The 19,832-nt window shown below is 67.7% G+C and carries 30 protein-coding genes and 1 other RNA gene; 18 read left to right on the top strand and 13 right to left on the bottom strand.

Going from position 1 to position 19,832, the window contains the following annotated elements; genetic code table 11:
• Positions 1-109: 109 nt before the first annotated feature.
• Complete coding sequence (gene rplS / locus ASG37_RS11240; RefSeq protein WP_055759814.1) at positions 110-499, bottom strand: 50S ribosomal protein L19; 390 nt, start codon at positions 497-499, stop codon at positions 110-112.
• Positions 496-1,233: a tRNA (guanosine(37)-N1)-methyltransferase TrmD gene (gene trmD / locus ASG37_RS11235; protein ID WP_055759811.1), complete on the bottom strand. Its 738-nt coding sequence runs from the start codon at positions 1,231-1,233 to the stop codon at positions 496-498. The genes rplS and trmD overlap by 4 nt, the downstream gene beginning before the upstream one ends.
• An 81-nt stretch (positions 1,234-1,314) precedes the next feature.
• On the opposite strand from trmD, the gene ASG37_RS11230 reads away from it, so the two are divergent.
• The 4 genes from ASG37_RS11230 to ASG37_RS11220 all read left to right on the top strand — a co-directional run bounded on the left by ASG37_RS11230 (position 1,315) and on the right by ASG37_RS11220 (position 3,412).
• The gene (locus tag ASG37_RS11230) at positions 1,315-2,235 is read left to right on the top strand and encodes an NAD(P)/FAD-dependent oxidoreductase (protein WP_055759808.1); all 921 of its coding nucleotides are present in this window, start codon (positions 1,315-1,317) and stop codon (positions 2,233-2,235) included.
• 64 nt (positions 2,236-2,299) lie between these two features.
• A complete protein-coding gene (locus ASG37_RS11225; protein WP_055759804.1) occupies positions 2,300-2,731 on the top strand; it encodes a hypothetical protein in 432 nt (143 codons plus the stop codon).
• An 89-nt stretch (positions 2,732-2,820) separates the two neighbouring features.
• The gene (locus ASG37_RS17685; RefSeq protein WP_156349127.1) at positions 2,821-2,967 is read left to right on the top strand and encodes a hypothetical protein; all 147 of its coding nucleotides are present in this window, start codon (positions 2,821-2,823) and stop codon (positions 2,965-2,967) included.
• Between the two features lie 52 nt (positions 2,968-3,019).
• A complete protein-coding gene (locus ASG37_RS11220; RefSeq protein WP_235525190.1) occupies positions 3,020-3,412 on the top strand; it encodes a BLUF domain-containing protein in 393 nt (130 codons plus the stop codon).
• 4 nt (positions 3,413-3,416) lie between these two features.
• Here ASG37_RS11220 and rimM read toward each other — a convergent pair whose 3' ends face one another.
• From rimM to ffh, 4 genes are all read right to left on the bottom strand, one after another.
• Positions 3,417-3,878 carry a ribosome maturation factor RimM gene (gene rimM / locus ASG37_RS11215; protein ID WP_055759801.1) on the bottom strand — a complete coding sequence of 154 codons (462 nt, stop codon included), beginning with the start codon at positions 3,876-3,878 and terminating at the stop codon, positions 3,417-3,419.
• 22 nt (positions 3,879-3,900) lie between these two features.
• Positions 3,901-4,023, bottom strand: coding sequence for a hypothetical protein (locus ASG37_RS18145; protein ID WP_268795739.1), 123 nt, complete (start codon positions 4,021-4,023; stop codon positions 3,901-3,903).
• A gap of 96 nt (positions 4,024-4,119) precedes the next feature.
• Positions 4,120-4,494 carry a 30S ribosomal protein S16 gene (rpsP, locus tag ASG37_RS11205; RefSeq protein ID WP_055759797.1) on the bottom strand — a complete coding sequence of 125 codons (375 nt, stop codon included), beginning with the start codon at positions 4,492-4,494 and terminating at the stop codon, positions 4,120-4,122.
• 50 nt (positions 4,495-4,544) lie between these two features.
• A complete protein-coding gene (ffh, locus tag ASG37_RS11200; protein WP_055760531.1) occupies positions 4,545-6,062 on the bottom strand; it encodes a signal recognition particle protein in 1,518 nt (505 codons plus the stop codon).
• 276 nt (positions 6,063-6,338) lie between these two features.
• Here ffh and ASG37_RS11195 point away from each other — a divergent pair, with 276 nt between their 5' ends.
• Positions 6,339-7,973, top strand: coding sequence for a putative bifunctional diguanylate cyclase/phosphodiesterase (locus ASG37_RS11195; protein ID WP_055759794.1), 1,635 nt, complete (start codon positions 6,339-6,341; stop codon positions 7,971-7,973).
• On the opposite strand, the gene ASG37_RS11190 is transcribed toward ASG37_RS11195, so the two are convergent.
• Positions 7,948-8,550, bottom strand: a complete 603-nt coding sequence (locus tag ASG37_RS11190) for a DUF924 family protein (RefSeq protein WP_235525189.1) — start codon at positions 8,548-8,550, stop codon at positions 7,948-7,950. The genes ASG37_RS11195 and ASG37_RS11190 overlap by 26 nt on opposite strands.
• On the opposite strand from ASG37_RS11190, the gene mtaB reads away from it, so the two are divergent.
• The 3 genes from mtaB to ASG37_RS11175 are packed head-to-tail and all read left to right on the top strand — an operon-like array spanning position 8,549 to position 11,315.
• Complete coding sequence (mtaB, locus tag ASG37_RS11185) at positions 8,549-9,760, top strand: tRNA (N(6)-L-threonylcarbamoyladenosine(37)-C(2))-methylthiotransferase MtaB (protein ID WP_414888117.1); 1,212 nt, start codon at positions 8,549-8,551, stop codon at positions 9,758-9,760. The genes ASG37_RS11190 and mtaB overlap by 2 nt on opposite strands.
• On the top strand, positions 9,757-10,686 hold the full coding sequence (gene ftsY / locus ASG37_RS11180; RefSeq protein ID WP_055759784.1) for a signal recognition particle-docking protein FtsY: 930 nt from the start codon (positions 9,757-9,759) through the stop codon (positions 10,684-10,686). The genes mtaB and ftsY overlap by 4 nt, the downstream gene beginning before the upstream one ends.
• Positions 10,683-11,315, top strand: coding sequence for a septation protein A (locus tag ASG37_RS11175; RefSeq protein ID WP_082448254.1), 633 nt, complete (start codon positions 10,683-10,685; stop codon positions 11,313-11,315). The genes ftsY and ASG37_RS11175 overlap by 4 nt, the downstream gene beginning before the upstream one ends.
• A gap of 218 nt (positions 11,316-11,533) precedes the next feature.
• Here ASG37_RS11175 and ASG37_RS11170 read toward each other — a convergent pair whose 3' ends face one another.
• Both ASG37_RS11170 and pspF read right to left on the bottom strand, forming a co-directional pair.
• On the bottom strand, positions 11,534-12,145 hold the full coding sequence (locus tag ASG37_RS11170) for a superoxide dismutase (RefSeq protein ID WP_055759781.1): 612 nt from the start codon (positions 12,143-12,145) through the stop codon (positions 11,534-11,536).
• Between the two features lie 115 nt (positions 12,146-12,260).
• The gene (pspF, locus tag ASG37_RS11165) at positions 12,261-13,283 is read right to left on the bottom strand and encodes a phage shock protein operon transcriptional activator (protein ID WP_055759777.1); all 1,023 of its coding nucleotides are present in this window, start codon (positions 13,281-13,283) and stop codon (positions 12,261-12,263) included.
• A gap of 177 nt (positions 13,284-13,460) precedes the next feature.
• Between pspF and ASG37_RS17680 the strand changes: the two genes are divergently transcribed.
• The 10 genes from ASG37_RS17680 to ASG37_RS11120 all read left to right on the top strand — a co-directional run bounded on the left by ASG37_RS17680 (position 13,461) and on the right by ASG37_RS11120 (position 17,730).
• Positions 13,461-13,601 (top strand): hypothetical protein, encoded by a 141-nt coding sequence (locus tag ASG37_RS17680; protein ID WP_156349126.1) that lies wholly within the window; start codon positions 13,461-13,463, stop codon positions 13,599-13,601.
• 65 nt (positions 13,602-13,666) lie between these two features.
• Positions 13,667-14,335 carry a phage shock protein PspA gene (gene pspA, locus ASG37_RS11160; RefSeq protein WP_055759773.1) on the top strand — a complete coding sequence of 223 codons (669 nt, stop codon included), beginning with the start codon at positions 13,667-13,669 and terminating at the stop codon, positions 14,333-14,335.
• A 5-nt stretch (positions 14,336-14,340) separates the two neighbouring features.
• On the top strand, positions 14,341-14,625 hold the full coding sequence (gene pspB / locus ASG37_RS11155; RefSeq protein WP_055759770.1) for an envelope stress response membrane protein PspB: 285 nt from the start codon (positions 14,341-14,343) through the stop codon (positions 14,623-14,625).
• On the top strand, positions 14,625-15,005 hold the full coding sequence (gene pspC / locus ASG37_RS11150) for an envelope stress response membrane protein PspC (RefSeq protein ID WP_055759767.1): 381 nt from the start codon (positions 14,625-14,627) through the stop codon (positions 15,003-15,005). The genes pspB and pspC overlap by 1 nt, the downstream gene beginning before the upstream one ends.
• A 38-nt stretch (positions 15,006-15,043) precedes the next feature.
• On the top strand, positions 15,044-15,346 hold the full coding sequence (locus tag ASG37_RS11145; protein WP_055759762.1) for a hypothetical protein: 303 nt from the start codon (positions 15,044-15,046) through the stop codon (positions 15,344-15,346).
• A 20-nt stretch (positions 15,347-15,366) separates the two neighbouring features.
• Positions 15,367-15,678, top strand: a complete 312-nt coding sequence (locus ASG37_RS11140; protein ID WP_055759759.1) for a hypothetical protein — start codon at positions 15,367-15,369, stop codon at positions 15,676-15,678.
• Between the two features lie 11 nt (positions 15,679-15,689).
• Complete coding sequence (locus ASG37_RS11135; RefSeq protein ID WP_055759756.1) at positions 15,690-15,953, top strand: hypothetical protein; 264 nt, start codon at positions 15,690-15,692, stop codon at positions 15,951-15,953.
• Positions 15,954-15,974: 21 nt separating this feature from the next.
• A complete protein-coding gene (locus tag ASG37_RS11130; protein WP_055759755.1) occupies positions 15,975-16,205 on the top strand; it encodes a hypothetical protein in 231 nt (76 codons plus the stop codon).
• A 24-nt stretch (positions 16,206-16,229) separates the two neighbouring features.
• Positions 16,230-16,634: a SufE family protein gene (locus tag ASG37_RS11125; protein ID WP_055759754.1), complete on the top strand. Its 405-nt coding sequence runs from the start codon at positions 16,230-16,232 to the stop codon at positions 16,632-16,634.
• Positions 16,635-16,716: 82 nt separating this feature from the next.
• On the top strand, positions 16,717-17,730 hold the full coding sequence (locus tag ASG37_RS11120; protein ID WP_055759751.1) for a hypothetical protein: 1,014 nt from the start codon (positions 16,717-16,719) through the stop codon (positions 17,728-17,730).
• Between the two features lie 4 nt (positions 17,731-17,734).
• Here ASG37_RS11120 and ASG37_RS11115 read toward each other — a convergent pair whose 3' ends face one another.
• The 4 genes from ASG37_RS11115 to ASG37_RS11105 all read right to left on the bottom strand — a co-directional run bounded on the left by ASG37_RS11115 (position 17,735) and on the right by ASG37_RS11105 (position 19,777).
• Positions 17,735-18,034: a hypothetical protein gene (locus ASG37_RS11115; protein WP_055759748.1), complete on the bottom strand. Its 300-nt coding sequence runs from the start codon at positions 18,032-18,034 to the stop codon at positions 17,735-17,737.
• Complete coding sequence (locus tag ASG37_RS11110) at positions 18,031-18,567, bottom strand: J domain-containing protein (protein WP_055759745.1); 537 nt, start codon at positions 18,565-18,567, stop codon at positions 18,031-18,033. Before ASG37_RS11110 ends, ASG37_RS11115 begins: the two co-directional genes overlap by 4 nt.
• Before the next feature lie 142 nt (positions 18,568-18,709).
• Positions 18,710-19,111: RNase P RNA component class A (gene rnpB / locus ASG37_RS12395), an RNA gene on the bottom strand.
• Positions 19,112-19,144: 33 nt separating this feature from the next.
• Positions 19,145-19,777: an N-acetylmuramoyl-L-alanine amidase gene (locus ASG37_RS11105; RefSeq protein ID WP_082448305.1), complete on the bottom strand. Its 633-nt coding sequence runs from the start codon at positions 19,775-19,777 to the stop codon at positions 19,145-19,147.
• Positions 19,778-19,832: the final 55 nt, after the last annotated feature.

The following is a 19,832-nucleotide window of genomic DNA, read 5'->3' as shown; positions in this document are numbered from 1 at the left end:
GTTCCCGGCGCGATCGATCGCCCTGCTCGATCAGCCGGCGACCATGAAAAAGGGGCGCGGCGACCATGGTCGCCACGCCCCCGCATTCACCGGGCAGGTGCCCCGCCGATTACTCGGCGGCGGTCGCCTTGGCCGGGCGCGGATCGCGACGCTCGGCGATACGCGCCGACTTGCCGGTGCGGCCACGCAGATAATACAGCTTGGCGCGACGCACGACACCGCGACGCACGACCTCGATCGAATCGATGTTGGGCGAATACAGCGGGAAAACGCGCTCGACGCCTTCGCCGAAGCTCATCTTGCGGACGGTGAACGACGAACCCATGCCGGCGTTCGACCGGGCGATGCACACGCCTTCGTAGTTCTGCACGCGGGTACGCTCGCCTTCGACGACCTTCACGCCGACCTTGAGGGTGTCGCCGGCGCGGAAATCGGGGATCGACTTCGATTCGAGGAACTTGGCGATCTGTTCCGCTTCGAGCGTCTGGAGGAGGTTCATTGCTTGTGACCTTCGTCTTTGTCGTGCGCGCCAGAGGGCGACTGGACCCGAGCGTCGACATGACGCTCCCACAGGTCCGGCCGCCATAGCCGTGTGTCGGATTCCGAACGTGACCTGCGCCACGCGGCGATCCTCGCATGATCCCCCGATCGCAACACTTGCGGGATCGTGCGCCCCTCCCATTCATTGGGACGGGTGTACTGCGGATATTCGAGGAGGCCGCTTTCGAAGCTTTCCTCGACACCGCTGGAAGCCGCGCCCATTACGCCGGGAAGCAGCCGAACGCAAGCGTCGAGCAGCACCAGCGCGCCCATCTCGCCGCCCGACAGGATATAGTCGCCGATCGACACCGGCTCGATCGCGCGCCCCTCGAACAGCCGCTCGTCGAACCCCTCGAACCGCCCGCACAGAATGACCGCGCCCGGCCCTTCCGCCAGCGTCCGCACCCGCGCCTGCGTCAGTCGCGGCGCACGCGGCGTCATCGCCAGCACCGGCCGCCCGGGCGCGACGCTGTCGAGCGCGCTGGCCAGCACATCGGCGCGCAGCACCATCCCCGCGCCGCCCCCCGCCGGGGTATCGTCGACCGACTTGTGCCGGTCCGTCGCGAAGTCGCGGATCTGCACCGTGTCGAGCGACCAACGCCCTTCGCGCAACGCCCGCCCGGCGAGCGACACGCCGAGCGGTCCGGGAAACATCTCGGGATAGAGGGTCAGGACGGTCGCGGCGAAACTCATGGCCGCTCCCCTGCCAGCATGCGACCGGGAACGAAAGGCCGCGCGCACCATTTGCGCCCGTACCAATACGAATGGAACGACATGCCCGAAGCACCGGCGGACTGCATCATCATCGGCGCCGGCCCCGCTGGCCTCACCGCCGCGATCTATCTCGCGCGCTTCCACCTCTCGATCCGCATGTTCGACTGCGGCTCCAGCCGCGCGGCGCTGATCCCGCGCACCCACAATCACGCCGGCTTCCCCGGCGGCATCGCCGGCACCGAGCTGCTGAAACGGATGCACGACCAGGCCGCGATGTACGGTGCAACCTGCGAGGCGGCGAGCGTCACCGCGATCGAGCGCGACGGCGAGGACTTCGTCGTCCACACCGCCACCGGCGCCACGCGCGGCCGCACCGTGCTGCTGGCGACCGGGGTGGTGAACCACCGCCCGCGCGGCCTGACCAACGCCGTCCATGACGAGGCGCTGCGCCGCGGACTGCTGCGCTACTGCCCGATCTGCGACGGCTATGAAGTCACCGACGCCCGCGTCGGCGTGATCGGCACCAGCGACCATGGCATGCGCGAGGCGCTGTTCCTGCGCGGCTTTACCGCCGACGTCACGCTGATCGCGCCCGACAGCGACCACGACCTCGACGACACCTGTCTCGCCGCGCTCGACGCCGCCGGGATCGAGCGGGTCGACGGGCCGTGCGGCGACTATCGCATCGACGGCGACCGGTTCGTCGTCCGCACCGCGGCGGGCGACCGGAGCTTCGACAGCGTCTACCCGGCGCTCGGCTCACACATCCGGTCCGAACTGGCGGTGGCGGCGGGAGCCGCCGCGACGGCGGACGGTTGCCTCGAGGTCGACGATCACCAGCGCACCTCGATCCCCGGCCTGTTCGCGGCGGGCGATGTGGTGAAGGGCCTCGACCAGATCAGCCACGCGATGGGCGAGGCCGGCGTCGCCGCCACCACGATCCGCAACCTGCTGTCCGAACGCCACCCGCTGCGCCGCTGAGCGGTTGCCGCCATCGGGACGTCGGCCTATCGTCGCGGCACCGACGACGACCGGAGACCGCACGATGCGCTGGCTGCTGACGACGCTTGCGCTACTCCCCGCCCCGGCCGCCGCCCAGTCGATCGACCGCATCCTCGCCGCCGCCGCCGAACGCGCCGCCGCCGACGAATGCCGCTCGACCGATCCCGACACATTGGTCGTCTGCGCCCGCGACGACCGCCGCCACCGCCTGCCCCTCGCTACCCCGCGCGAACCCTTCGCCGAGGGGGCGGTGGCGGGCGAACCCGCCCGCACCGCCACGACCGATCCGTTCCGGCAAGGCTGCGGCATCTTCGCCGGGCAAGGGCGCTGCGCCCGCCGCGAGATGGAAGCATACGGCTACAAGCGCGGAGCCGATCCGGTGACGTTCGTCGGCCGCCTGCTGACGAAAGCGATCGACCCCGACGCCGACATCGGCCCGCCGCCCCCCGATCCGCCCAAACCGCGCGGGCGATAGCGCCCGGTCCCCACGACTTGCTTTCGCCCGTACGCTACCACCAGATATTCCCTTGGCGCATGCATCAGCTCGATCGCTGACATTGCTCCATGGAGGCGGTGTTGGCCGGCATCCATGCCGCTTCGATCAGGATATGCTTACCGGACAGCGCCGGCGTCGTGCTTGTCGTCGCCGGCTGGATCGGCGTGCGGCTGATGCTCGGGCTCGGCTGGCCGTTGACAGCGCCGGGGTTCTGAGCGGACGGTCCGCGCTCTTGATCCTGCCCGGACGCGATCCTATTCCTTTCGGGTGACCAACGTTCCCCTGCGCCAGATTTTCTACACCAGCCTGTGCGGCGACCCTATCGATCTCGACGACATTCTGCAGCAATCGCGGCACAACAATGCGGTCGACGGGATCACCGGACTGTTGTGGTTCAACGACGGCCATTTCCTGCAAGTGCTCGAAGGTCCGGCGGACAGCGTTGCCAACGCCTATGCCCGGATCGCCGCCGATCGGCGGCATCACGACATCCGCATCCTCTCCGACCGGAGCGTCGCGGCGCGCGAATTCGGCTATTGGAGCATGGAACGCGGGTCGGCCTGTGCCGACACGGGCTTGCGCCAGCGGCTCGCCCGGCGGCTGTCGGATGCCCCGGCGGACATCCGCGCCGCCTTCGCCGCCAGCCTCGCCGGCGACTGACGCGCTATTCAGCGGCGAAGATCGCCTCGACCACCAGCCGGTCGTCGTTCCATTCGGGCACCGCATGCGGCTGCATCGGCACCATGAAGCGCTTGCCCGTCGGCCGTTCGATCTCGATCACGTCGCCCGCGCCGAAATCGTCGATCGCGACAATCTGTCCCAGCGCCTCACCGGTGGTCGACACCGCCGGCAGGCCGAGCAGATCGGCGTGATAATATTCGCCCTCGCCAAGCGGGGGCAGTTCGTCGCGGCCGATCCACAGCTCGGTGCCACGCATCGCCTCGGCCTTCGTCCGATCGGCGATCTCGCGAAAGCGGCCGATGACGCCGTTGGTCGCCGGACGCACCGACTGGAGCGTCAACGCACCGCCGTTCAGTCGCGAATAGCTGGACAGATCGTCGGTGAAGAGCTTCAGCCGCACCTCGCCGTTCAGCCCATGGGCACCGGCGATGGCGGCGAGCACCACCCGCCGCTCGCCGCCGCCCGGCTTATCCGGGGGAGTCTGCGTCGCCTTCGGGGGCGTCGTCGCGGCCTTCGGCGGGGTCTTCCGCCGAACGGCCCTGGTTGGTGGCGTCGTCGTCATGCGCTGGGCTGGTTTCCGGGTCGGTCATGCGGCCATGCTCCTGTCGTGGGACAGGCGATAACGCGCAGGCGCGACCAAAGGCTGCCCGCGTCCGCCGACATGCGGCGGACGCGGGACGATGCCCTTATGCTTCGGCGGGAGCGTTGGCGGCTTCTTCGGCGGCCTTCGCCTTTTCGGCGCGCTCCTCGGCGCGCTCGACGGCCTTCTCGCCCGGCTTGCCCTTGTTGGGGTTGTCGCGGGCAGCGCGTTCCTTCACGCCGGCCTTGTCGAGAAAGCGGGCGACGCGGTCGGTCGGCTGTGCGCCGACGCCCAGCCAATGGGTCGCACGCTCGGCGTCGAGCACGACGCGCTTCTCGTCTTCCTTGCCGAGCAGCGGGTTGTAGGTGCCGATCTTCTCGATGAAGCGGCCGTCGCGCGGGCTACGCGCATCGGCAACGACGATGCGATAATAGGGACGCTTCTTCGAGCCGCCACGCGACAGACGGATGCTGAGTGCCATGTGAGTCTTCTTCCTTCGTTGGTTCGTGTAAGCCGGATCGTTGCCGGCGGTTACTTCTTCTTGATGAGATTGCCGAAGCCGGGGGGAAGCTGCGGCATGCCGCCCTTCCCGCCCATGCCGCTGCCCAGCCCCGGCAGGCCGGGCATCTCGCCCCCCGCCTTGCCGAGCAGATCGCCCAAGCCTTGTCCGCCCAGCGCATTGCCAAGGCCAGCCATGCCGCCGCCCGGACCGCCCTTGCCCAGCATCGCCATCATGCCCTTGATGCCGCCCATCTTCTTGAGCTTCTTCATCGCGGACTGCATTTCCTGATGCATCTTGAGCAGCTTGTTGATGTCCTGCACCGTGGTGCCGGAACCCTTGGCGATGCGGATTTTGCGCTTGGCGTTGATGAGTTCGGGCTTGGCGCGTTCCTTGACCGTCATCGACGTAATCATCGCGTCCATGCGCAGCAGGATCTTTTCGTCCATCGCGCCCGACGCCATCGCCGCCTGCGCCTTCTTCATGCCGGGGATCATGCCCGCCAGCGCGCCCAGACCACCCATCCGCCGCATCTGCGCCAGTTGCCCGCGCAGGTCGTTCATGTCGAACTGGCCCTTGGCGAGCCGCCCGGCCATGCGCTCGGCATCCTCGGCCTCGATCGATTCCGCCGCCTTCTCGACCAGCGAGACGACGTCACCCATGCCGAGGATACGGCCGGCGACGCGCTTGGGATGGAACGGCTCGATCGCGTCGAGCTTCTCGCCGGTGCCGGCGAACTTGATCGGCTTGCCGGTAACGGCGCGCATCGACAGCGCGGCGCCGCCGCGCGCATCGCCGTCCATCCGCGTCAGGATCACGCCGGTCAGCGGCACCTGATCCGAGAAGTTCTGCGCGACGTTGACCGCGTCCTGACCGGTCAGCGCGTCGACGACCAGCAGCGTTTCGTTGGGACGGGCGATGTCGGACACCGCCTTCATCTCGTCCATCAGCGCCTGGTCGACGTGCAGCCGGCCCGCGGTGTCGAGCATGACGACGTCATAGCCCTGCAGTTTCGCCGATTGCAGCGCACGCCGGGCGATGTCGACCGGCTGCTGGCCTGCCAAGATCGGCAGCGTCGCGACCTCGACCTGCGTGCCCAGCACCGCCAACTGTTCCTGCGCCGCCGGGCGATTGACGTCAAGCGACGCCATCAGCACCTTCTTGCCCTCGCGCTTGCTCAACAGCTTGGCGAGCTTGGCGGTGGTCGTCGTCTTGCCCGACCCTTGCAGGCCGACCAGCATGATGACGGCGGGCGGCGTGACGTCGACGTCCAGCTCGGCGGTGTCCGGCCCCAGCATGTCGACCAGCGCGTCGTGGACGATCTTGACGACCTGCTGCCCCGGCGTGATCGATCGCAGCACGTTGTGGCCGACGGCGGCCTCGGTCGCCTTGTCGACGAACTGGCGGGCGACCGGCAGCGCGACATCGGCTTCGAGCAGCGCCACGCGGACTTCGCGCATCGCGGTCCGCACATCGGCCTCGGTCAGCGCGCCGCGACCGCGCAGGCGATCGAACACCCCTCCCAGCCGGTCACTCAGACTCTCGAACACGCGGACCACTCCATCCTGACACCCCCAGAAAAGGCTCAAGCAAAACACGCCGGCGGACGAAACCTCGTCGGCCGGCGTCGCCCATGGGCGGCAATGCTGAACGCTTCCCGGAAGAAACGATCCGCTCCCCTACCCCAAAGGGTCGCGCCATGCAACCCGCCGGCGGAATGCGTTGATGCGCGTCCTGCGGTGCCGGCTCGGAACTCGTGCTTCCACGAGGTCCCAAACAGCTTCTTAACAACTTCTATACTCCTCGGACGGCATCCTTGTCGCCGCATGGAACCGGACCGCCCCCGCGTCATCGACGTCGCACCCGATCCGTCGCCCCCTGAGCGGCGGCAATGGTGGGCGCTCGTCTTCAGCGCGGCGGCAACCCTCCTGTTTCTGGGCGTCGGCGCGGCGGTGGTGTCGAGCGCCGTGGCCTATCGTTTCGCCGGTGGACCGCCGATCGAGCGGTCGCTGGTCGTGGCCCTCCTGCTCAACATGGCGCTGATCCTGTTCGGCTGGTTCCGCCACCGCGCCTTGAGCGAGGAGGTTCGCCTGCGCGCCGCCGCCGAGGAACGCGCGCAACTGCTCGCCGCGCGCGATCCGCTGACCGGCTTCCTCAATCGCCGCAGCCTGGGCGAATCGGGTGCGGCGCTGCTGTCGTTCGCGGCGCGGCGCAAGATGGCGGTCGCGCTGCTGATCGTCGATCTCGACCATTTCAAGACCGTCAACGACATGCATGGCCATGTCGCGGGCGATGCGGTGCTGCGCAGCGTCGCGATCGGCATCGCCGCCGCCATGCCGCCCGCCGCGCTCACCGCGCGGTTCGGCGGAGACGAATTCGCCTGCGCCTTTGTGTTCGACGCGCGCCATCCCGAAACCGTAGACGCGATCGCGCGTCGGCTGGTCGAATCGCTCGCGCAGCCGGTCGAGGCCGATGGCCTACGCTGCCACATCACCGCGTCGATCGGCATCGCCCGGTCGGACAGCGACGGCGCGACGATCGACGCACTGATGCGCTCGGCCGACATCGCGATGTATGGGGCAAAGAAAGGCGGCCGCAATCGCTATGCGTGGTTCGACCGGGCGATGGAACGCGCGCTGAACGACCGCAACGATGTGGAGAGCGGACTGCGCATCGCTATCCCTGCCGGGCAGGTCACGCCCTGTTTCGAAGCGCAGGTCGATCTGGCGAGCGGCCGGCTGACCGGCTTCGAGGTGCTGGCGCGCTGGACCCATCCGACGCATGGCGAGATCACCCCCGACCGCTTCATTCCCGTGGCGGAGGAAACCGGGCTGATCGGCGACCTATCGCTGTCGATCATGCGACAGGCATTCGCCGCCGCGCGCGACTGGGACCCGGGGCTGTCGCTGTCGATCAACATCTCGCCGGTCCAGTTGCGCGACGCATGGCTGGCGCAAAAGATCATCAAGGCGACGATCGAGGCCGGTTTCGCGCCCAACCGGCTGGAGGTGGAGATCACCGAAAGCGCGCTGTTCGACAATCTGGCGCTCGCCCAGTCGATCATCGGCAGCCTGAAGAATCAGGGCGTCCGCGTCGCGCTCGACGATTTCGGCACTGGCTATTCCAGCCTCGCCCATCTGCGCGCGCTGCCGTTCGACCGGATCAAGATCGACAAGAGCTTCGTCCTGTCGCTGCTCGACAGCGCCGATTCGGCGGCGATCGTGAAGGCGATCATCGGTCTGGGCGACAGCCTGAACCTCCCCGTCACCGCCGAGGGGATCGAGAGCGCCGCCATTGCCGAACGGCTGGCGGCGCTCGGCTGCGTTAAGGGTCAGGGCTGGGCGTACGGCCGCCCGACCTCGATCGCCGATACAAGGCGGATGCTGGGGGCACGCGGACTGCTGCGCGGCGGCAGCGATCCCGACGTGCCGACGATCACCAGCCGGCGTCTGGTCGGCTGAGATACGCCTGCTCGGCGTCGGTCGACACCCGGCCGAGCGCGGCATTGCGCGACGGATAGCGGCCATAGGCATCGATCACGGCGGCATGGTCGCGCGCGAACTTCAGGTTGCTGGCATTGCCGAGCGATTCGAAGCAGCGCACCGAAAAGCGCGCTACGCCCCGGTCCTCGCTGTGCATCAGCGGCATGTAGAGGAACGAGCGTTCGAGCGGCTGAAACTCGCGGTCGTCGCCCCGCGCGATCCCGATCAGCGCCAGTTCGAGCGCCAGCGGATCGGCGGCGAACGCTTGGCGACTGCCACGATGGATGTTGCGCGAGAACTGGTCGAGCAGGATCACGGCGGCGAGCAGATGATGTTCGTCGTCGCGCCACGCCGCCGCCTCGCTTGCCAGTACCGCGTCGCGCAGCGCGCCGAACCGCTCGGCGATCGTCCGGTCGATCGCCTCATCCTTGGCGAAATGCCGGCCCTCGCCCACCTCGTCGAACCAGAAGTCCAGCACTTGCTTCGCTGCCGCGTGGACTTCCCCCGCGCCTGTCCCTAGATCACCGCCCATGCCATCCTCCGTTGGTCCCACCATGATAACGCTCGGCTGCCGGCTGAACATCGCCGAAAGCGATGCGATCCGCGCGATGCTGGGGACCCGTGACGCGGTAGTGGTCAACAGTTGCGCCGTCACCAACGATGCGGTCGCCAGCACCCGCCGCGCGATCCGCCGCGCGCGCCGCGAACGGCCGGATGCCGAACTGATCGTCACCGGCTGCGCCGCGCAGATCGATCCCGCCGCCTTCGCCGCCATGGCCGAAGTCGACCGGGTGATCGGCAATTCGGACAAGCTGAAACCCGCTGCATGGGCCTCTACCGATCCGGTGGTCGTGCGCACCATCGACCGCGTGCTCGACACCGCGCCGCACCTGTCGGCCGGGTTCTCGGGCCAGACCCGCGCCTTCGTCGAGGTGCAGAATGGGTGCGACCACGCCTGTACCTTCTGCGCCATTCCCGCCGGGCGCGGCCCGTCGCGCTCGGCCACGATCGACGGCATCGTCGCGCAGGTCGCGGCGCTGGTCGATGCGGGCCATGGCGAGGTCGTGCTGACCGGCGTCGACCTGTCGAGCTACGGCGACGATCTGACCGGCATGCCGCGCCTCGGCAGTCTGGTCGCGGCGATCCTCGCGCGCACCGCGCTTGCCCGCCTACGGCTCTCGTCGCTCGACCCGGCGGTTATCGATCCGCTGCTGTTCGAGTTGCTGACGACCGAGCCGCGCGTGATGCCGCACGTCCATCTGTCGTTCCAGGCGGGCGACGACATGGTCCTCAAGCGCATGCGCCGTCGCCACAGCCGCGCCGATGCGGTCGCGCTGGTCGACCGACTCAAAACCGCGCGCGGCGAGATCGCAATCGGTGCCGACCTCATCGCCGGCTTCCCGACCGAGGACGAGGTGATGGCCGCGAACAGCCTCGCGCTGATCGACGACTGCGACATCGTCCACGCGCATATCTTTCCCTACAGCCCCCGCGCCCGCACCCCCGCCGCGCGGATGCCGCAGGTGCCGCCACCGGTCGCCAAGGGTCGCGCCGATCGCCTGCGCGCCGCCGCCGCCACACGGCGTCAGCGCTGGTTGCAGGGGCAGGTCGGCACCACTGCCGCCATCCTCGTCGAACGGCCCGGCACGCGCGGGCACACGCCCGGCTTCGCCGACGTCCTCCTTCCCCCCTCGCCGCCCGGCACGATCGTGTCCGCGCGGCTCACCCATGTCGAAGGCGATCGCTTGATCGGTATGCCCCTATGAGCCTTTCGTGGCACGAACGCCTGCTCGGCGGTCTGAAAAAAACCTCCGACCGCCTGACCGGCAACCTCGTCGGCCTCTCTGCCGCACGCCTCGACGATGCGACGCTGGACGAGATCGAGGAAGCGCTGATCGCGTCCGACCTCGGCCCCGCCACCGCCGCGCGGGTCCGCGCCCGGCTGGCCGACGGGCAATATGAACGCAACATGGAGGAACTGGGCATCCGCCTGGTGGTCGCCGAGGAGATCGAGAAGGTGCTGGCCCCGGTCGCCCGCCCGCTCGAGATCGAGGCGTTTCCCCGGCCGCAGGTAATCCTCGTCATCGGCGTCAATGGCTCGGGCAAGACGACCACCATCGCCAAGCTCGCCAAGACCTTGGTCGATCAGGATTACGGCGTGATGCTGGCGGCGGGCGACACCTTCCGCGCCGCCGCGATCGGCCAGCTTCGCACCTGGGCCGACCGCATCGGCGTGCCGATCGTCAGCGGGGCGGAAGGCGGCGACGCCGCCGGCATCGTCTATGAAGCGGTGAAACAGGCGACCGCCACCGGCATCGACGTGCTGATCGTCGACACCGCCGGCCGCCTCCAGAACAAGCGCGAGCTGATGGACGAACTCGCCAAGGTCCGCCGCGTGCTGGGCCGGCTCAATCCCGCCGCGCCGCATGACGTGGTGCTCGTGCTCGACGCCACTACGGGTCAGAATGCGCTCAACCAGATCGAGGTGTTCAAGGAGACGGCCGGCGTCACCGGCCTCGTCATGACCAAGCTGGACGGGACCGCGCGCGGCGGCGTACTGGTCGCGGCGGCGGAGAAATTCGGCCTGCCGATCCACGCGATCGGCGTGGGCGAGACGGCCGACGACCTGCGCGGTTTCGACGCCAACGAAGTATCCCGCATCATCGCCGGCGTCGAACGGGTGCGCAAATGACGACCGCTCCGAAACCCGCCTCGCCGTTGTTCCGCATGGCGCTCGACTATGGGCCGCTCGGCGTGTTCTTCGTCGCCAATCTACTGGCGTCGAAGCTGTCGCTGCCCGACATGGTCGATTCGCTGGCGCAGGTCATCATCGCCAGCATCGCGTTCATGATCGCCAGTCTGATCTCGATCATCGTGTCGAAATGGAAGACCGGCCATGTCTCGCCGATGCTGTGGCTGTCGGCGGGCCTCGTCATCGTGTTCGGCGCGCTGACGCTCTATTTCCGCGACGATACCTTCCTCAAGATGAAGCCGACGATCGTCTATGCGATGTTCGCCTCGATCCTGACCTTCGGGGTGGTGACGGGCCGCCCGCTGCTGCAACAGATGCTGGAGACGGCCTATCCGGGGCTCAGCGCCACCGGATGGCGCAAGCTGACGATCAACTGGGCCGGCTTCTTCGCATTCATGGCGGTGCTGAACGAGGTCGTGTGGCGGCACTCGTCGTGGGATTTCTGGGTCGGGTTCAAGCTGTGGGGCGCGGTCCCGCTGACGCTGCTGTTCGCCGGGGCGAACATTCCGATGTTGCTGCGCCACGGGTTGCAACTGGAAAAGGACGCGCCGCTGCCACCGGCCGACTGACGTTGGAGCGAAACATCGGCCCGCCACTCGTCATCCCGGCGAAGGCCGGGATCCATTGTGTCGGGTGGTAGCGGCTTTGTGGAATCCGCCCGCGTCCATGGATTCCGGCCTTCGCCGGAATGACGATGGTGGCGGGCATAGCGCATGGAGAAAAGGGGCCGCCCCAGCGGACAGCCCCCTCTCCCAACCCTCTCCCCTCAAGGGGAGAGGGCTTACAATCACTTCACCGCGGCGTCATACCGCTCGCCGACCTTGTCCCAGTCGACCACGTCCCACCACGCCTTGAGATACGCCGGACGCGCATTGCGATAGGTGACGTAATAGGCATGCTCCCACACGTCGTTGGCGAGGATCGGCGTGCCCTTCACCGCCGCGACGTCCATCAGCGGATTGTCCTGGTTCGGCGTCGAGGTGATGGCGAGCTTGCCGTCCGCTCCCACGATCAGCCATGCCCAGCCCGACCCGAACTGGTTCACGCCCGCCGCGTTGAACTGTTCCTTCAGCGCGTCGACCCCGCCGAACTGGTCGTCGATCGCGTCCTTGAGCGCGCCCGACGGCTGCGAGCCGCCACCCTTCATGGTTTCCCAGAAGAAGATGTGGTTCCAATAGCCGCCGCCGTTGTTGCGCAGCTTGGCCGACCCGCTGCCGACATTCGCCAGCAGTTCCTCGATCGACTTGCCCTCGAGGCTCGCATCCTCCGACACCGCTTCGTTCAGCTTGTCGGTATAGGCCTGATGATGCTTGTCGTGGTGGAGCGTCATCGTCTCCTTGTCGATCGTCGGCTCCAGCGCGTCATAGGCATAGGGCAGCGGGGGAAGGGTGAATGCCATCGGGTCCTCCTGTGGGCACAAAACGTCGAGCAACCGAACGCCGCTCGAACGGCTTGGCTCCGGTCGTTACGTCCGGGCAACATCTAGGAGCGGCGAGCCGAGACGCAACCGCCCCTTATCCCCCCTGCCCCAATAATCCATGGCGTTTCAGCGCATGGCGCAACTGGTCATAGGTCAGCCCCAGCGCATCGGCACACGTCCGCTGGTTATAGCGGGCCTCGGCCATCGCGCGGGTCAGCAACTGCCGTTCGAACCGGTTGACCCGCGTCTTGAAGTCGTCGCCCGGATTGTCGCGCTCGGCCGGTTCCGCCGCCACCGCGCCCGGCGCCACGGCGGCAGGCGTCGCCGCCGGCCCCCCGCGCGGGCGATAGGGCGAGGCGAACGGATCGATCTCGCACAGGTCGATCGGCCCCGGCCGTTCCCAGCGATAGACCGAGCGTTCGACCGCATTGCGCAGTTCGCGAACATTTCCCGGCCAGCGATGCTCCATCAACTGGTCGACCGCATTGGGGCCGAACCCCGGCCATTCGTCGCGCCCGATCTCGGCGGCCATCCGCCGCCCGAAGAAATCGGCCAACACCATGATGTCGCCCGGCCGCGCGCGAAGCGGCGGCAGCGTCACCACTTCGAAACTCAACCGGTCGAGCAGATCGGCGCGGAACGTGCCGCTGTCGACCCGGTCGGGCAAATGCTCGTTGGTCGCCGCCACGATCCGCACGTCGACCCGGATCGGCCGCGACGATCCGATCCGCGTCACCTCGCCATATTCCACCGCGCGCAACAACCGCTCCTGCGCCCCCATCGACAGCGTCCCCAGTTCGTCGAGGAACAGCGTACCGCCATCGGCCTCCTCGAACCGGCCGGTGCGCGCCTTGGTCGCACCAGTGAACGCGCCCGCCTCATGCCCGAACAGTTCGGCCTCGATCAGCGTTTCGGGCAGCGCGGCGCAGTTCATCACCACCAGCGGCTGGTCCCACCGCCCTGACAGGCGGTGGAGCCGCTCGGCGACCAGTTCCTTGCCGGTGCCGCGCTCGCCGATCACCAGCACCGGGCGATCGAGCGCGGCGGCACGGCTGGCGCGCTCCAGCGCGTCGAGAAACGGGCCGGACTGGCCGACGACCTGGGATGCACGTTCCATGGGGCGGATGTGTGGCGTAATTTCCCAACAATTCGCAAGTCGTCATTTCGCACTCGTATCCACCGCGACCAGAACCGACGCAAAACTGCCATTTTTGAAACTGGCACGGCTCCTGCAAGGCAATTTACAAGCCCGACACAGGGCGCCACGACACAAAGGTTTCAGGGAGACCCCCCAATGCGCAACCTCTCGAACATCTCGCTTTCCCAGTCGCTCGCCAGCATGGCCGGTGCGATCGTGGTCAGCCTGTTCGCCCTTGGGCTGACGACCGCTTCCGGTCCGTTCGCCTTCACCCTTGCCGCAGCGCCCATGGCGTGACGCGGCAGGCCGGGGCGGTTCTGCCCCGTTCCGCTCCGGCCACCCAATTCCTTCAGGAGTAACCGATGGGTATCTTTTCCCGCACCCGTGACATCATCGCCGCCAACGTCACCGACCTGCTCGACAAGGCCGAAGACCCCGCGAAGATGATCCGCATGATTATCCTCGAAATGGAGGAGACGCTGGTCGAGGTCCGCGCGTCCGCCGCGCGCACCATCGCCGACCAGAAGGAAATGCGCCGCCATATCGGCAAGCTCGACAAGCTTCAGGAAAGCTGGACCGAAAAGGCCGAGCTGGCGCTGAGCAAGGATCGCGAGGATCTGGCCAAGGCCGCGCTCGTCGAACGGCAGAAGGCGGTCGACATGGCCGAACAGCTCAACAGCGAGATCGTCGTGCTCGACGATGCGCTGCGCGCCTCGGAAGTCGACATCGCCAAGCTGCAGAGCAAGCTGCGCGAGGCACGGACCCGGCAGAGCGCCATCCAGACCCGGATGGAAACCGCCAACAACCGCACCAAGCTGCGCGAGATGTATGCCGGCAGCAAGACGGCCGACGCCTTCAGCCGCTTCGACGTGCTGGAACGCCGCGCCGATCTGGCCGAAGGTCGCGCCGATGCCGCCGGCATGGGCCAGGCGCCCAAGAGCCTTGAGGAAGAGATCGCCGAGCTGCGCTCGTCCGACAAGATCGATGCCGAGCTGGCCGCGCTGAAGGCCCGCCTCAACCGGGAGGGCTGAGCGCGATGGGCGAATTCCTGACCGTGGCGGTCGTCATCAGCGTCCTGTTCATCGGGCTGCCGTGGCTGATCCTCCACTATATCACCAAGTGGAAACAGTCGCCGACGCTGACGAACGAGGACGAACGGCTGCTCGACGACATGCACCTCACCGCCCGGCGGCTCGAGGAGCGGCTCCAGACGATCGAGCGGATCATCGCCGCCGACAACCCGGACTTCCGCCCCTCGGCACCACGCCGGGACTTCCCGGAAAATGATTTCCGCAACCACGATTATTCACGGAGGGACTGATGTCCGGCGCACGCACGAAATTCTATGTCGACAAGGCGAATGGCAAGATGTCGGGCGTGTGCGCCGGCATCGCCGACTATACCGGCGTCGAGGTCATGTGGATCCGCATCGGCACGGTGCTGCTGACGCTGGCCGGCGGCTTCCCCTGGACGGTCATCGCCTATTTCATGATCGCCTGGATGGCGCAGAAGAAGCCCTACGGCCTCTACGACAGCCATGAGGACGAGAAATTCTGGCAGGGCGTACGGTCGAACCCGACGCGCACCGCATCGGAAATGCGCTCGACCTTCCGCGACATCGACCGTCGCCTCGCCGATATTGAAATGTATTATACCAGCCGCAACACCCGTCTGGCGGACGAGATCGACAGCCTGCGCTGATCCGGTCCCCGCCGGGGCGCGAATGAGGGAGTAAGACGATGGGTTGGGGTGGACCGGGGTTCGTGCTGGCGATCATCGCGATCGTCATGGCGGCGGGCATCGTGAAGACGGCGATCCGCGCGAAGCACGGCTATCCGCTGGACGACGAGTATGAAGGCAAGGGCAAGCGTCACCGCAACCGCGACCGGATCGCCGTCGAACGGCAGGCGCTGCTGATGGCGCAGCAGAACGAGCAGTTGCAGGGCAAGGTCCTGCGCCTCGAAGAACGCATCGCCGTCCTCGAACGCATCGCCACCGACCCCGCCGTCCGCACCGCCCGCGAAATCGACGCGCTGCACTGAACCGAACAGGAGTTTCGACCATGCCCCCCTCCACGCTGATCGTCATCGCCACCGTCATCGGCCTCGCCGCGATCGGCGGCTGGATCTTCACCACCTGGCTGCGCGTCAAGAACGGCTACCCCCTTGACGGGGCATGGGGCCAGGCGGTCTATCCCAAGGGAGCCGACGCGCAGACGGTCGAACGGGTCCGCCTGCTCAGCCAGGAAAACGCGCAATTGAAGGCCGAACTCGGCTCGATCAAGGACCGGCTCGCCAATGTCGAGCGGATCGTGACCGACGGCGCGCATTCGCTGGACCGTGAGATCGAACAACTGCGCGGCCGCGCGAACTGAAAGGAACGTCGATGAGTCCGCTTCTCATTCCGCTGCTCGGCGTATCGATCCCGATCATCGCCATCCTCGCCAATCTGGTGTTCAAGCCATGGCTGGAACACCGCGAACGCCGCCTGACCGTGGAAGCCAACGCGCTTGCCGAAAAGGCCGCGCAATATGCCGCGCAGACCGAACGCCTCGAACAGCGGGTCCGCGTCCTCGAACGCATCATCACCGACCGCGGCGTCGATCTCTCCGACGAGATCGACCGACTGCGCGACAAACCCCTCAACTGATCCCAAGGGAGCGTGATCCCCATGAACCCCACCTTCCTCCTGGCGCTCGCCCTCACCTCGCTCGGCGCGGTCGCCATCGTTTCGGTCACGATGCTCTCGGGCTGGCGCGGCTGGCTCTCGCTCCAGCAGCAGCGCCTGGGCGACAAGCCGTTCAGCGCCCCGGTGCCCAACGCCGGCACCCGGATCGAGATCGCCGACCTGAAGGAACGCATCCGCAAGCTGGAAGCGATCGCCGCCGGGGTGGAACTGTAGGGCGCAGCGGGTATAGCGGCGTCCATGCAGAGCATCGACGACATCCGCGACGACTATGACTTTCTCGACGGCGACGACCGCTACCGGCTCCTGATCGATCTGGGCCGCCAGTTGGAACCGATGCCCGACGCGCTCAAGACCGACGCGACGCTGGTGCGGGGCTGTTCGGCCTCGGTCTGGGTCTATCCGCAGACGCGGGACGACGGCACGCTCCACTTCCTCGCCGACAGCAACGCCGCGATCACCAAGGGGATCATCGCGCTGGTCCTGACGACGGTGCAGGACCGCGATCCCGCCGCGATCCTCGCCACCGATGTCGACGCGGCCCTCGCCCCGTTCGACCTGCGTAATCAGCTCAGCTCGAACCGGACGCAGGGCATTCCCAACATGATCGCGCTCATCCGCGAAACCGCCGGTCGCCTCGCCTGAACCCACTGGCGGACGGCGCTTTTCCGACATAGGCTGGCCCCCGCGAACTCCGGCGATCGACCGGGCATGACGGGAGGCGTGGATGCTGGTGGGACTGCGCTGGACCGGACTGCTCGCCGCCGCCGGCATGGGCATTGTCCCGCCCGCCGCCCATGCCCCGCAGCCGGCGCAGCAGGAACCGGCGATCGACGGCCCCGACATCGTCGTCATCGCCCGCAAGCTGCGCAAGGTCCGCATCCGGTATGCGACGAACGGACGCTGGGTCCGCACCTGCGACATCGATATTTCGAGCGGCGACGACCGGATCGACCGCATCATGTGCGCGATCCTGCGCGCCTGCGTGAAATCGGGGCACCGGGAAGTCGACGAGGCAAAGGCCTGCATCGCCGGCCGTATCGACTCGCTCGACGATGCGGCGGAGGCGGCGATGCTCGCCGATCCCGGCGCACGCCAGCCCGCCACACCACCGCCGACGCCTCGCGCGCCCGACGGTCCCGACATCGTCGTGACCGGCGAACAGCCCGACATCGTCGTCACCGGCAGTACCCCGACGATGCGCGGCGGCCTGTGGCGCTTCCGGCGCAGCGCCACACTGTTGCTCGGCGGTGGGGGAGTCGGTGCGCAGCCGATGAACTTCACCCAATGCCTCCCCTCGGGCGCGATCGAGGCGATGCTGCGCCGCGCGGCGAGCGAGACCAGCCCGATGCCGATGGGCGACCATTGCAACCGGATGAGGCTCGCGTTCGGCAACGGCCGGATCGACGGCCGGCGCAGTTGCAGCAACAGCCGCCCGCCACCCAGCGCCTTGGCGACCAGCAGCAGTTCGACGAGCAGCCTCACGCTGACCGGGCAATATGACGAACGCCGTATCCGATTGGTCTATATGGTGGAGATGGAGCAGACCGGGGTAGATCGTGGCGGCGGTCCGGGGTGGAACCCTGCACGACAGGCCGGCGCGCGCTGGCAGATCACCGCGACTCGCGAAGGCGAATGTCCTTTACGCGAACGTCGCGACCAGATCGACGTCAACGAAGCGGTGCAGGCGCTGTTCGGGGTCGGCGGCGGCACCGACCTGCCGCTTCCCTTCGACGACTGAACGCCTACCGCCCCATCCCCAGCCGCGCCGCTACCGTGTCCAGGTCGTCGCCCGGCCGCACCAGCAGCCATTCGCCCGGGGCCGCGCTGTCGACCACGACCACCGCGCCCTTGGGACACACGTCGAGGCACTTGACCTCGACCACGCCCGCCGCCGCCTTCGGCCCGTTCTTCAGCTTCAGGTGCCGGCGCAGCGCCTTGGCCAGCGGCTTGCCGTCATCGCCGAAACCGGCGTCGAGCTTCTTCGAGCATTTCGCGCACACCAGCACCGCCTTCTGCCAGCGCGAGCGGACGTCACGCTTCATGCCGGCTTCCAGCTCCGCCGTTCCTCGGCGACGCGCAGCACGTCATACGCCGCCTGAATCGCGTGGAACTGCTTCGCCGCCTCGGCATCGCCCGGCCGCACATCGGGGTGATACACCTTGGCCAGCTTGCGCCATGCCAGGCGGATCGTGTCGAAATCGGCGTCGGGATCGCACTCCAGCACGTCGAGCGCGCGCATCTCGTCGCGCGATCGGCTGCCGTCGCCCGATCCGGCCCAGGCGTTCGACGCCGACGCGGCATAGCCGTTGGCGGTCCGCCGCTCGTCCGCCTCGCGGGCCTTGGCCTCTTCCTCGTTCAGCCCCTCGAAGTAGTTCCAGCCCTTATTATATTCGGCGGCGTGCGTTTCGCAGAAATACCAGCGGTCGGGGCTGTTGGGCGATTTGGGCGCGGGCCGGTCGCCCGGCGCCTCGCAGCCGTGCCGGTCGCACAGCCGCACCGGCTGCGCCTCGCGCCCGGCGGTATAGCCGCGCCAGCGGGGAAAACCCCAGTCGTTCGATCGTGTGTGCCGTGCCATGGCCTGCCGAAATAGGCCCTGCGCCGCCCGGCGCAACCCATTGCGGGTGATGTGCCTCCCGGCCACCCACAGCGTATCCTTGATGGGTGGCCGGGAGGGGGAGCGGGCCGGCACCGCATCCGCCGTCAGGCGGATCAAAACCAGTGTCAGAGGGTCTGTAAGCCGGGTTCTGTCCACCCGCCGAAGCGGGATAGGCGACCATTCCTCTCGGGCGACACTTGCGTGGCGCCTCCAGCAACCAACCCGGGCAGCGGGCCGGAACATGCCCCGAAGCGCGTTGCCGCGCTCCATGCCGCCCCTATTCGGTCTTGCTCCCGGTGGGGTTTGCCATGCCGCGTCCGTTACCGTCCGCGCGGTGCGCTCTTACCGCACCCTTTCACCGTAACCCGGCCGAAGCCAAAGGCCGTCTGCTCTCTGTGGCACTGTCCCTGAACGTATCGCCGAAGCGATCCGCCCGCCGGGCGTTACCCGGCACCGTTGTTTCCGTGGAGCCCGGACTTTCCTCGATACGCACGAAGCGCAGCGCGGCCGCCCGACCCTCTGACGCAGCCGCCCCTAGCCAATCGGCCGGCGCGATTCAATCGTCGCCTTGCGGCTTGGGCAACAACAGCGCGAGCAGGAGCATGCGGCATTCGCCGTCGACCACCCCGTCGATCACCTCGGGGCGAAAGCGCCGCTGGAACGCCGTCACTGCCGCCACCTCGTCGGTCACGTCATAGCCGAAGCGTTCGAGCGCCAGCAGGAATCCCGCGTCGCTCCAGCCGGGGTCCATCAGCCCCTTGGCCGGACGTGGCAGCGCAAGGCGCAATCGCGCCAGCTTCCCCCACGGGAACAACTCGCCCGGATCATCTTTGCGCGCCGGCGCGATGTCCGAATGGCCGACGACATTGCCACGGGTGATGCCGTGCCGTTCCTTGATCGCGTGGAGCAGCGGGATCAGCGCGCCTATCTGCGCATCGGGAAAGGCGCGATAGCCCCATTCATGCCCGGGATTGACCAGTTCGATGCCGATCGACGCGCTGTTCACGTCGGTGATGCCGCGCCAGTGCGACTTGCCCGCATGCCACGCGCGCTTGTCCTCGGCCACCAGCCGGTGGATGCAGCCATCCTCCTCGATCACATAATGCGCCGACACTTCGGCGTTCGGATCGGTCAGCCGCGCGATCGCCGACGCCGCATCGATCATGCCGGTATAATGCAGCACCAGCATCGTCACCGGCAGCCGCCGTTCGTTGAAATTGGGCGACGGCGTCTCGATCCAGTCC

Source organism: Sphingomonas sp. Leaf407, assembly GCF_001425385.1.
In the GTDB taxonomy this organism is placed as follows: Bacteria; Pseudomonadota; Alphaproteobacteria; order Sphingomonadales; family Sphingomonadaceae; genus Sphingomonas.
This window is presented reverse-complemented; position numbering and strand designations above follow the sequence as displayed.